Genomic DNA, 11,938 nt, shown 5'->3' with positions numbered 1-11,938 from the left:
GGACGGGGGGAGTCTGGCGACGGGTCCGGGGTCGGCGGGCCCTGGTACGTCCGCGATGTGGGATTTGGCGCGTTTCGCGGGCCATCACGAGGTTCTCTGCCGCTTCACCAGGCATGCATGCCTGGTGATGTGGCAGAACGCCTGGTGATGTAGCGGATCGCCGATGATCATCGCGGTGCACAGTCCGGCGAACCGGGGCGAAACGGGCACGCGAACGGCGAGGCGTGCCCAGGGTCTCCCCGTCCCCCTGATAGCTGCCCGTTCTTGGGCCCCGGGTGCCCGGGTCAAGCCGAAGCCCCCAACCACAGGGTCAAGCAACCACAGAGGGCGCCGGCTTGAGGCGGGTGCCCGGGGTCAAGAGAATGGGCAGCAGGGGGACGGGGAGCCCACCTCATCACCCCCGACCGACTCGGCGAGGAGCCCGGCCAACCCGCCCTTGGAGATGATCGGTGGGGTCAAGAGAATGGGCAGCAGGGGGGACGGGGAGCCCACCTCAACCCCGGCCGACCTCAGCCCCCGAGCGGAAGCTCGGCAGTCACCGTGGTCCCCGCTCCGGGCGGCGAAGCCACATCGAGCCGGCCGTCGACGCCGGCCAGGCGGTCGGCCAGGCCGGCCAGACCGTGGCCCTTCCCCGGGTGGGCCCCGCCCCGTCCGTCGTCGGTCACCTGGACGTGCAACACATCGCCCACTCGCAGCACCGACACCGCAACCGACGACGCGTCGGCGTGCTTGGCCACGTTCGTCAGCGACTCCGTCACCACGAAGTACGCCGCGTTCTCGATCGCCGTCGGCAGCCGCTCCCCGCCGAGAAGATCGACGTCCAGGGTCGTCGGGACCGGGCATCGTGCGGAAGCGGCCGCCAGAGCGGCCGGCAGCCCGCGGTCGGTGAGGATGGGCGGGGCGATGCCGCGCGACACGGCGCGCAGCTCGGCCAGGGCCTCCTTGGTCTGCAGCACGGCCTCCTCGACCAGCGGCCGGGCGGCCTGGGGGTCGTCGTCGAAGCGGCGCTGGGCGGACTCGAGGTCCATGGTCAGGCGCACCAGGCGCTGCTGCGGGCCGTCGTGGATGTCGCGCTCGACGCGGCGGAGCATCTCGGCCTCGGCGGCGACGACGGACTGGCGGCTGCGGCTCAGCTCCTCGGTGCGAGCCCGCAGGGCGGCGGTCTCGTTCGTCAGCAGCCCCCAGGCCAGCGACGACTCCAGCAGCGCCACTCCGCGCAGGATGTGCGCCATCGCCAGCGGCAGCCCGCGGAACCCGCCGCCACCCGCGATGGCCCAGGACAGCAGGATCAGCGGCGACAGCCCCACCGCGAAGCCGAGCCAGATGATCGTCACCGACCAGGTGAACACCCGAACCGGCAGGATCAGCACGTTGAACAGCCAGTCGCGCCACGACTGCCGGTCGCGCAGGATCTCGAGCACCCGCGACAGTCCCCGCTCGCGGGCCGGCTGGTAGTACACCGGCCCGACCTCGCGGCGCTCCATCAACCCCACGCGGGCCCGCTCGACCCGGGCGAACCAGCGCCCGGTGAGCAGCATCGCCATCAGGATGATCAGCCCGACGAACGCCAGCACGACCAGTCCCACGCCGAGGAAGAACCCGGTGATCATCAGGGTGAACGAGAACACCGCGATGGGAAGGCCCGGAACCAGATAGGCGAGGTCGCGGCCGATCTGGCGCCAGGTCACCCGGGGGCGGGTCGTGTCGTCGCTCATCGCGTGGCGCTCGTGGCCGGGATCGGCAGCTCGGCGGTGACGACGGTGCCGCCTGCGGGCGGGCTCGCGACGTCCAGTCGCCCGTCGACGCCGGCCAGCCGGTCGGCCAGGCCCGCAAGCCCGTGGCCCTTGCCCGGGTGTGCCCCGCCGCGGCCGTCGTCGGCGACCTGGACGTGCAGGACGTCGCCGACGCGGATCACGGAGACCGAGCACTGCGACGCCTGGGAGTGCTTGGCCACGTTGGTGAGCGACTCGGTGACGACGAAGTAGGCGGCGTTCTCGATGGCCGACGGCAGCCGCTCGGCGAGGTCGGCGCCCACGTCGAGGGTGGTGGGCACCGGGCACCGCGCGGTGGCGGCGGCGAGGGCGGCCGCCAGGCCACGGTCGGTGAGGATGGGCGGGGCGATGCCGCGGGAGACCGCTCGCAGTTCGGCCAGCGCCTCCTTGGTCTGCGTGACGGCACCCTCGAGCAGCGGGCGGGCGGCGTCGGGGTCGTCGTCGAAGCGGCGCTGCGCGGACTCGAGGTCCATGCTGAGCCGGACGAGGCGCTGCTGCGGCCCGTCGTGGATGTCGCGCTCGACCCGGCGCAGGGTGTCGGCCTCGGCCTGCACGACGGCGGTGCGGCTGCGGCTGAGCTCGTCGGCCCGGGCCCGCAGGGCGGCGTTCTCGTTCGTCAGCATGCCCCAGACCAGCGACGACTCCGTCAGCGCCATGGCCCGCAGCACCCAGGGCAGCGTGGCCAGCGCGATCAGGCCGAGCCCGGTGGTGAGCAGGATGTCGGGCAGCCGGCCCTCGCCGAGGCCGATCAGCTCGGCCAGCGTCTCGTTCTCGGCCTCGTCGCCGCGCGGCAGCGCCCACTCCCACAGCGCGTAGGACGTGCCGCCGAACGCCGCCGCCGTCCACCCGATGGTCATGGACCAGGTGAAGCAGCGGATCGGGAGGATGAGGATGCCGAAGCCCCACTCGCGCCAGGCGAGTGGGTCGCGCAGGTAGCTGAACAGCCGGCCGAGGCCCTTGCCGGAGGCCGGACGGTGGTAGGCGGGACCGACGGGGCGGTCCTCCATGACGGCGACCCGCGCCCGCTCGGCGGCGGCGAACCCGCGGGCGATGCCCAGCATGGCGATCCACACGACGAGTCCGAGGAACGCGAGCACGAACAGCCCGGCGCCGAGGGAGAACCCGGTCACCATGAGCGTGAACGAGGCGACGGCGATGGGCAGCCCGGGCAGCAGGTAGCCGAGGTCGCGGGGGACCTGCCGCCAGCCGGCGCGCGGCCGGTCGGTGATCTGCGTGTTCATGCCTCCAGCCTTCCGTGTGCTTGCAGGGTAGACGAGCCGGTCAGCCCGTGAGTCCGAGGTGGGGCTGTCCCCACCCGGCCGATGAGGCGCACCGCCCCCGCGAGCACGACGGCGGCGCTGAGCAGCCACCACGGCAGGTCGGAGCGCCACTGCTCGCCGTACGTCGCGGGCGGCGCGTAGCCGGCCACGCGGACGGCGACGACGGCGACCAGCGCGACCGCGGGGAGATGCCACAGGTAGACGGTGACCAGTCGCGGAGCCAGCCAGGCCAGCCCGCCGGCAACGGGGGCGCCCGCCGTCCAGCGGTCGATCAGCGGCCGGGCGGCCAGCGCCAGCCCGAGCTGCACCGCGATGAACCCCAAGAGGACGGGGGCCGACGGCGTCGGCTGCGGTCCCGCGGTGCTCGTGCCGGAACCCAGCGCGGCCAGCACGAGGCCGCAGGCGCCCACCGTCGCGCCGGCCGCGGCCACCGCCAGCCCGTGCACCGGCCGCAGCCGGTCGACCGTGCCGGCCCGGACGAGCACCCCGGTCTGGTAGGCCGCGAGCCAGCAGGCCGCCACCGTCGGGACCCACCAGCCGGCCGCGTCGAGCAGCACCGCGGCCGACGCCGTCGCCACCAGTTCCGCCCCGTGCCAGCGCGCATGCAGCCGCCGCAGCGCGCCCCGCGCGATCTCGCCCAGCAGCAGCGCCGCGGGCAGCCACAGCAGCCGGGCGGCGCCGTCGACCAAGGGCAGGGCGACGACGGCGAACGGCACGGCCGCGCGGGCCGGCGCCGGCAGCCCGCCGGAACCCGCGATCCCCGCGGCGAGCAGGGCGAGCGGCGCCGCGAGCACGAGAGCCGTGGCCGACGCCGTCGTCACCCGTCCGGTCGCCGGGTCGATCACCGGCAGCACCCAGTGCAGGGCGACGACGAACGCCACCGCGGCCAGGCCGAGCACGGTCGCGAACCGGGCCGGCGGGGCGGTGGAGGGCACGCTCCCAGCCTGTCCGTCGCGGGGCCCGTGCACAGCGAGGCTCTCTGCACAGTCGAGGGTGGGGCTGTCCCCACCCCCTGCCGCTGCTAACGGAGTGTCAAGACGGCGGCCCGGAGCCGCTAAGAGCCCGCTAAGCGGGGTCTGACCTGCGTCTTCGGGTGGTTGTGTATCGACGCTGGCCCCGATCGGCGGGGCCTGGGCTTCCCTCAGGGGTGTTCATGCACGACCTCGCCTACATCGGCCTCACGGTGATCTTCTTCATCGCGATGGCCCTCCTCGCGGCGGGCGCGGACCGGCTCGGACGGCGCTACGGCACCGAGGCCGGCCCCACCCACCCGGAGGCCCGGCCGTGACCGCCGAGAACGTCGTCGGCCTGATCCTGGCCGTCCTGCTCGTCGGCTACCTGCTGGCGGCTCTGCTCTTTCCGGAGCGGTTCTGATGAGCGCCACCGCGGCGGGTCTGCTGCAGATCGCCCTCCTGCTCCTCCTGCTGGCCGCGCTCTACAAGCCGCTCGGCGACCACATGGCCCGCGTGTACACGTCGACGAGGCACCTCGCCGTCGAGCGGGCCTTCTACCGCGTCGTCCGGGTGGATCCCGAGGCGGACCAGCGCTGGAGCACGTATGTGCTCTCGGTGCTCGGCCTCTCCGCGGCGTCGGTGCTGTTCCTCTACGCGATGCTGCGGCTGCAGGACCACCTGCCGATGTCGCTGGGCCTCACCGGCCTCGCACCGGACCTGGCCTGGAACACGGCCACCTCGTTCGTCGCCAACACCAACTGGCAGTCCTACGCCGGCGAGTCGACCATGGGCTTCACGTCCCAGATGGCGGGCCTCGCCGTGCAGAACTTCGTGTCCGGCGCCGTGGGCATGGCCGTGGCGGTCGCGGTGATCCGCGGCCTGACCCGGCGGGGCACCGACCGGCTGGGCAACTTCTGGGTCGACCTCACCCGTGGCATCATCCGGATCCTGCTGCCGATCTCGCTCGTCTTGGCGCTGGTCCTGGTCGCCGGCGGCGTCATCCAGAACCTGTCCGACACGCGCGAGGTCACGACGCTCGGCGGTGCGGTGCAGTCGATCGTCGGCGGCCCGGTGGCGTCGCAGGAGGCCATCAAGCTGCTCGGCACGAACGGCGGCGGCTTCTTCAACGCCAACTCCGCGCACCCGTTCGAGAACCCCAACGCGCTCACGAACCTGCTCGAGAACGTCCTCATCCTGGTGATCCCGGTCGCGCTGACGCGGACGTACGGCGTCATGGTGAAGGACAAGCGGCAGGGCTACGCGGTGCTGACCGCCATGGCCGTGCTCTGGGGCGCGGCGCTGGTCGCCGTCACCGCGGCCGAGGTCAACCACCCCGGCACCGTCCCGCAGGCGGTCGGGTCGTCGTTCGAGGGCAAGGAGGTTCGGTTCGACGTCTGGGCGTCGGCGCTGTTCGCGAACTCGACGACGGGGACGTCCACCGGCGCCGTCAACTCGATGCACGCCAGCTACACCGGCGCCGGCGGCGGCGCGGTCATGCTCAACATGATGCTGGGCGAGGTCTCGCCGGGCGGGGTGGGCAGCGGCCTCTACGGCATGGTCGTCCTGGCCATCCTCGCCGTCTTCCTGGCCGGCCTGATGGTCGGGCGGACGCCGGAATACCTGGGCCGGAAGATCGGCCGCCACGAGATCTCGCTGGTCGCGCTCTCTCTCCTGACGATGCCGTTCGCGCTGCTCATCGGCGCGGCCATCGCGGCGTCGTCCGACTCCACCCGGGCCTCGCTGCTGAACGACGGGCCGCAGGGCCTGTCGGAAATCCTGTACGCGTTCGCGTCCGGCGCCAACAACAACGGCTCGGCGTTCGCCGGCCTGTCGGCCGACGTGCCGTACTACAACACCGCGCTCGGCCTGGCCATGCTGATCGGCCGGTTCACGACGATCGTGCTGGTGCTCGCGCTGGCCGGCGCGCTGGCCCGGCAGACGCCCACCCCGGCGACCGCCGGGACGCTGCCGACGCACCGCCCGCTGTTCGTCGGGCTGCACGCGGTGACGGTGGTCATCGTCGCCGGCCTCACGTTCTTCCCGGCGCTGGCGCTCGGGCCGATCGCGGTGGCGCTGGCATGAGCGGGCTCGGCTCGGAACGATCGGAAGGGAAGCAGAAGACAGTGACGTTCGTCCAGGCACCGGCCCCCGAGGCCACTGCGCCACGGGCCGGCGCCGGCCTGTTCGACCCCAGGCTGCTGGTGTCGTCGCTGCCGGAGGCGATCGGCAAGCTCGACCCGCGGCGCATGGTGAGGTCGCCGGTCATGTTCGTGGTCGAGATCGGCGCGGTCTTCACGACCGTGCTGGCCATCACCGACCCGAGCACGTTCTCGTGGTGGATCACGGTCTGGCTGTGGCTCACCGTGGTCTTCGCCAACCTGGCCGAGGCCGTCGCCGAGGGGCGCGGCCGGGCCCAGGCCGCGACGCTGCGAGCCACGAAGCAGGAGACCCCGGCCCGCCGTCTCAGCGGTGGCGTCGACGCGCGCGAGGAGGTCGTCAGCAGCTCCGACCTGACGCTGGGCGACCTCGTCGTCGTCGAGGCGGGCGAGGTCATCCCCGGCGACGGCGACGTCGTCGAGGGCGTGGCCAGCGTCGACGAGTCCGCCATCACGGGCGAGTCGGCGCCGGTCATCCGCGAGTCCGGCGGCGACCGCAGCGCCGTCACCGGCGGCACCAAGGTGCTGTCCGACCGCATCGTCGTGAAGATCACCGCGAAGCCGGGCGAGAGCTTCGTCGACCGGATGATCGCGATGGTCGAGGGCGCGGCGCGGCAGAAGACGCCGAACGAGATCGCGCTGAACATCCTGCTGGCCGGCCTGACGATCGTCTTCCTGCTCGCGGTGGTGACGCTGCAGCCGTTCGCCGGCTACTCCGGAGAGCTGCAGTCGATGGTGGTGCTGGTGGCCCTGCTGGTCTGCCTCATCCCCACGACCATCGGCGCGCTGCTGTCGGCCATCGGCATCGCCGGCATGGACCGGCTGGTGCAGCGCAACGTGCTGGCGATGTCCGGGCGGGCCGTCGAGGCCGCCGGCGACGTCACCGTGCTGCTGCTGGACAAGACCGGCACCATCACGTTCGGCAACCGGCAGGCGGTCGAGCTGCTGCCCGCCGACGGCGTCGAGGAGACCGCTCTCGCCGACGCCGCGCAGCTGGCCAGCCTCGCCGACCAGACGCCCGAGGGCCGCTCCGTCGTCGTCCTGGCCAAGAAGCGGTACGGGCTGCGCGAGCGGCACACCGGCGAGCTGCCGGGCGCGACGTTCGTGGAGTTCACCGCGCAGACCCGGATGTCCGGCGTCGACGTCGCCGACGGCCACCAGGTGCGCAAGGGCGCGGCGGGCGCCGTCCTGGCCTGGGTGCGCGAGCACGGCGGCCGGCCGCACCTCGCCGTCGACGACGTGGTCGACGGTGTCGCCGCGGCCGGCGGCACCCCGCTGGTGGTCGCAGAGCTGCGCTCCGGTGCGGCCCGGATCCTCGGCGTCATCCACCTCGCCGACGTCGTCAAGAACGGCATGCGCGATCGGTTCGACGAGCTGCGCGCCATGGGCATCCGCACCGTGATGGTCACCGGCGACAACCCCGTCACCGCTCGCGCGATCGCCGATCAGGCCGGCGTCGACGACTTCCTCGCCGAAGCCGAGCCCGAGGACAAGATGGCGCTGATCAAGCGAGAGCAGGCCGGCGGCCGGCTGGTCGCGATGACCGGCGACGGCACCAACGACGCGCCCGCGCTGGCCCAGGCCGACGTCGGTGTCGCCATGAACTCCGGGACGTCGGCGGCCAAGGAGGCCGGCAACATGGTCGACCTCGACTCCGACCCGACGAAGCTCATCGAGATCGTCGAGATCGGTAAGCAGCTACTGATCACCCGGGGCGCGCTGACGACGTTCTCGATCGCCAACGACGTCGCGAAGTACTTCGCGATCATCCCGGCGATGTTCGCGGCGGTGTACCCGCAGCTGGACGTGTTGAACATCATGCGGCTGGCGACGCCGCAGTCGGCGATCCTGTCCGCGGTCATCTTCAACGCGCTGGTCATCGTGGCGCTGATCCCGCTGGCGCTGCGCGGCGTCCGTCACCGGCCGCTCTCGGCCGCCGCGATGCTGCAGCGCAACGCTCTGGTCTACGGGCTGGGCGGCATCGTCGTGCCGTTCATCGGCATCAAACTCGTCGACCTGGTCGTGTCGGCGATTCCTGGAATCGGGTGAGAACGTGAATCTGGTCGGACTGCTGCGGCAGAGCTGGGCGGGGCTACGCGTCCTGCTGCTGTTCACCGTCATCCTCGGCGTGGCGTACCCGCTGGCCGTCACCGGCGTTGCGCAGGTGGCCTTCGGCGACCAGGCCGACGGCTCGCTGGTCTCCCACGACGGCGAGGTCGTCGGGTCGTCGCTGATCGGGCAGCCGTTCGACGGCGCGGAGTGGTTCCACCCGCGCCCGTCGGCCGCCGGCGACGGGTACGACACGCTCGCGAGCGGCGGCTCGAACCTCGGCCCGGAGAGCACCGAACTGCTCGCCACCGTCGAGGAGCGGCGGGCCGCGGTCGCCGAGGAGAACGGCGTCGATCCCGCCGACGTGCCGCCGGACGCCGTCACCGCGTCGGGCAGCGGCCTGGATCCGCACATCTCGCCGGCGTATGCGCGGCTCCAGGTGGCGCGGGTGGCCGAGGCCCGCGGGCTGGCGGCTGTCGCCGTCGCCGATCTGGTGTCGGAGCACACGGAGGGCCGGATCCTCGGCGTCCTGGGCGGCGAGCGGGTCAACGTGCTCGAGCTGAACCTCGCGCTGGAGGACCTGGAAGCGTCATGACGCGCGGACGGCTGCGGGTCTATCTCGGTGCTGCTCCCGGCGTCGGGAAGACCTTCGACATGCTCTCGGAGGGACACCGGCGGCTCTCGCGCGGCACCGACGTCGTCGCCGGACTGGTCGAGACGCACGGGCGGCCGCACACGGCCGAGCTGCTCGACGGCATCGAGGTGATCCCGCGGCGGAGCGTGACCTATCGCGGCACCGAGTTCGAGGACCTGGACCTCGGGGCGATCCTGCACCGCCGCCCCGAGGTCGCCCTCGTCGACGAGCTGGCGCACACCAACGTGCCCGGCTCGGCGAACGCCAAGCGGTGGCAGGACGTCGACGAGCTGCTGGCCGCCGGCATCGACGTCGTCACCACCGTCAACATCCAGCACCTGGAGTCGCTCAACGACGTCGTCGCGTCGATCACCGGCGTCACCCAGCGCGAGACGATCCCGGACGCCGTCGTGCGCGGGGCCGACCAGATCGAGCTGGTCGACATGTCGCCCGAGGCGCTGCGGCGCCGGCTCGCGCACGGCAACGTCTACGCGGCGGAGAAGGTCGACGCGGCGCTGGCCAACTACTTCCGGGTCGGCAACCTGACGGCGCTGCGCGAGCTGGCGCTGCTGTGGCTGGCCGACCGGGTCGACGACGCGCTCGAGAAGTACCGCGTCGACGAGGGCATCGAGGCGCCCTGGCACGCCCGCGAGCGGGTCGTCGTCGCGCTGACCGGCGGGCCCGAGGGCGAGACGCTGTTGCGCCGGGCCGCTCGTATCGTCAACCGCGGGGCCGGCGGCGAGCTGCTCGCCGTCCACGTCTCCCGCAGCGACGGGCTGACGGGCGCCTCCTGGCGCGTTGGAGCGGCAGCGGGCGTTGACCGAGACGCTCGGCGGCGAGTTCCACCAGGTCGTCGGCGAGGACGTCGCCGAGGCGATCCTCGAGTTCGCCCGCGGCGTCAACGCGGCGCTCGTCGTGGTCGGCGTGAGCCGGCGGCCGCACTGGCAGCTGTCACTGCGCGAGGGCGTCGGCGCGCGGGTCGTCCGCGAGTCCGGGCCGATCGACGTGCACGTCGTCACCCACGAGCGGGCCGGGCAGGGCACGCTCCCGCAGCGGTCGGAGGTGCTGAGCCGCAACCGCCGGGTGCTGGCCTGGGTCGCTGCACTCCTGGGTGCGGTGGTGCTGACCGGCGTGCTGGTCGCGCTGCGCGAGATCCACGAGCTGCCCATCGACATCATGATGTTCATGGCGCTGACGGTGGGCGTCGCGCTGCTCGGCGGGCTGTGGCCGGCCGTGACGGCGGCGGTCTTCGGCAGCCTGCTGCTCAACTGGTTCCTCACGCCGCCGTACTACGAGTGGACCATCGCCGACCCGCAGAACGCGTTCGCGCTGGTGGTGTTCGTGCTGGTCGCGGTGGGGGTGGCCTCGGTGGTCGACCTCGCGGCGCGGCGGACTGTGCAGGCCGCGCGTTCCAGCGCCGAGGCGGAGACGCTGAGCGCGCTGGCGGGGTCCGTGCTGCGTGGCGAGAACACCGTGCTGGCGATCCTCGAGCGGCTGCGTGAGCGGTTCGGCATGGAGTCGGTGACGCTGCTGGAGCGTCGTGATCCGCATGAGCGCTGGACGACGGTGGAGTGCGCCGGCGGGCGGCCGTGCGCGTCGCCGGAGGAGGGATCGTCGGAGGTGATGATCTCGGAGACGCTGGCGCTCGCGCTGCGCGGGCCCGTGCTCGAGGGCGGCGACCGGCGGGTGCTCGAGGCATTCGCCGCGCAGGCCACCGTCGTCCTCGAGCGGGAGCGGCTGCGCTCTCAGGCGGCCGAGGCCCGGCGGCTGGAGGAGGGCGAGGCGATCCGGACCGCGCTGTTGGCCGCCGTCTCGCACGACCTGCGCACCCCGCTGGCCGCGATCAAGGCCGGGGTGACGAGTCTGCGCCGGCACGAGGTGGCGTTCTCGGCGGCCGACCAGGCCGAGCTGCTGGCGACGGTGGGCTCCGCGACGGACTCGCTGGAGCGGCTCATCGACAACCTCCTCGACCTGTCGCGGCTCGAGACCGACACCGTCCGGCCGGTGCTGCGACCGGCGGCGCTGGACGAGGTCGTGCCGCGGGCGGTGTCGTCGGTGCCGGCGGGGTCGGTGGTGCTGGACGTGCCGGAGACGCTGCCGCTGCTGACGACCGACGCCGGCCTGCTGGAGCGGGTGCTGGCCAACGTGGTCGAGAACGCCGTCCGCTACTCGCCGGACGGGGTGGCGGTGACGGTGTCGGCGGCGGTCGCGCGGTCCGCCGTCGAGCTGCGTGTGGTGGACCGCGGGCCGGGTGTGCGCGAGGCCGACAAGCGGTCGATGTTCCGCCCGTTCCAGCGGCTGGGCGACGGCGGCCCGGCCGGGTCCGCGGGTGGCTCGGTGGGGCTGGGGCTGGCGGTGGCGCGCGGCTTCGTCGAGGCGCTCGGCGGCTCGCTGACCGCCGACGACACGCCCGGTGGCGGGTTGACGATGGTGCTGCGGCTTCCTCTGGGTGCGCCGTGACCGGGCCGCGCGTCCTCGTCGTCGATGACGTCCCCGCGCTGACCCGGGCGCTGGCGATCAACCTGCGGGCCCGCGGCTGGGAGGTCGTCACCGCGGCCGATGGACGGGGCGCGCTGAAGGCCGCCGCCCGGCGCCACCCCGACGTCGTCGTCCTCGACCTCGGCCTGCCGGACATGAGCGGCCTCGAGGTCATCGCCGGGCTGCGCGGCCGGACCGGCGTGCCGATCATCGTGCTGTCGGCGCGGCAGGACTCGTCGGACACGGTCCGCGCGCTGGACGCCGGCGCCGACGACTACGTGACCAAGCCGTTCGACATGGAGGAACTGCTCGCGCGGCTGCGAGCGGCCTGGCGGCGGTCGCTCCCGGCCCTCGCCGCCCGACGCTGACGCCGTCGTCCGCGCCGGGGAGCTGGAGATCGACCTGGCCCGCAAGAAGGTGTCGCGTGCGGGTGCCGACGTCCGACTCACGCCGACCGAGTGGCACCTGCTCGAGGTGCTGGTCCGCCACGCAGGCACGCTGGTGTCGCGGCAGCGGCTGCTGCAGGAGGTCTGGGGGCCGGCCTACTCGCGCGAGACCGGCTACCTGCGGGTGTACGCGGCGCAGCTGCGGCGCAAGCTCGAACCCGATCCCGCCC

The 11,938-nt window shown here is 73.2% G+C and carries 8 protein-coding genes and 2 pseudogenes; 7 read left to right on the top strand and 3 right to left on the bottom strand.

The annotated features are described in order from the left end of the window. Window positions 1–509 precede the first annotated feature (509 nt). Genes E1212_RS28125 through E1212_RS28115 form a run of 3 tightly spaced genes read right to left on the bottom strand, consistent with a single transcriptional unit; the run spans window position 510 to window position 3,987 of the window. The gene (locus E1212_RS28125) at window positions 510–1,715 is read right to left on the bottom strand and encodes a sensor histidine kinase (protein ID WP_131988694.1); all 1,206 of its coding nucleotides are present in this window, start codon (window positions 1,713–1,715) and stop codon (window positions 510–512) included. Further along, window positions 1,712–3,013, bottom strand: coding sequence for a sensor histidine kinase (locus tag E1212_RS28120; RefSeq protein WP_131988692.1), 1,302 nt, complete (start codon window positions 3,011–3,013; stop codon window positions 1,712–1,714). The genes E1212_RS28125 and E1212_RS28120 overlap by 4 nt, the downstream gene beginning before the upstream one ends. Continuing rightward, window positions 3,010–3,987: a hypothetical protein gene (locus tag E1212_RS28115; protein ID WP_131988690.1), complete on the bottom strand. Its 978-nt coding sequence runs from the start codon at window positions 3,985–3,987 to the stop codon at window positions 3,010–3,012. The genes E1212_RS28120 and E1212_RS28115 overlap by 4 nt, the downstream gene beginning before the upstream one ends. Before the next feature lie 218 nt (window positions 3,988–4,205). Between E1212_RS28115 and E1212_RS30895 the strand changes: the two genes are divergently transcribed. The 7 genes and pseudogenes from E1212_RS30895 to E1212_RS31250 all read left to right on the top strand — a co-directional run. Beyond that, window positions 4,206–4,340, top strand: coding sequence for a hypothetical protein (locus tag E1212_RS30895; protein ID WP_275296217.1), 135 nt, complete (start codon window positions 4,206–4,208; stop codon window positions 4,338–4,340). Continuing rightward, on the top strand, window positions 4,337–4,426 hold the full coding sequence (gene kdpF, locus E1212_RS28110; RefSeq protein WP_131988688.1) for a K(+)-transporting ATPase subunit F: 90 nt from the start codon (window positions 4,337–4,339) through the stop codon (window positions 4,424–4,426). Before E1212_RS30895 ends, kdpF begins: the two co-directional genes overlap by 4 nt. Continuing rightward, entirely contained in the window at window positions 4,426–6,087 is a 1,662-nt protein-coding gene (kdpA, locus tag E1212_RS28105; protein WP_131988686.1) for a potassium-transporting ATPase subunit KdpA, read from the top strand. The genes kdpF and kdpA overlap by 1 nt, the downstream gene beginning before the upstream one ends. Beyond that, the gene (gene kdpB, locus E1212_RS28100; protein WP_131988684.1) at window positions 6,084–8,210 is read left to right on the top strand and encodes a potassium-transporting ATPase subunit KdpB; all 2,127 of its coding nucleotides are present in this window, start codon (window positions 6,084–6,086) and stop codon (window positions 8,208–8,210) included. The genes kdpA and kdpB overlap by 4 nt, the downstream gene beginning before the upstream one ends. 4 nt (window positions 8,211–8,214) lie before the next feature. Beyond that, window positions 8,215–8,805, top strand: coding sequence for a potassium-transporting ATPase subunit KdpC (kdpC, locus tag E1212_RS28095; RefSeq protein ID WP_131988682.1), 591 nt, complete (start codon window positions 8,215–8,217; stop codon window positions 8,803–8,805). Then, window positions 8,802–11,304: pseudogene (locus E1212_RS28090) on the top strand (DUF4118 domain-containing protein). Before kdpC ends, E1212_RS28090 begins: the two are co-directional and overlap by 4 nt. Further along, a pseudogene (locus E1212_RS31250) lies at window positions 11,301–11,938 on the top strand (response regulator transcription factor); the annotation flags it as partial. The pseudogenes E1212_RS28090 and E1212_RS31250, both read left to right, overlap by 4 nt.

It is taken from the genome of Jiangella ureilytica (assembly GCF_004348545.1).
GTDB classification, from domain to species: domain Bacteria; phylum Actinomycetota; class Actinomycetes; order Jiangellales; family Jiangellaceae; genus Jiangella; species Jiangella ureilytica.
This window is presented reverse-complemented; position numbering and strand designations above follow the sequence as displayed.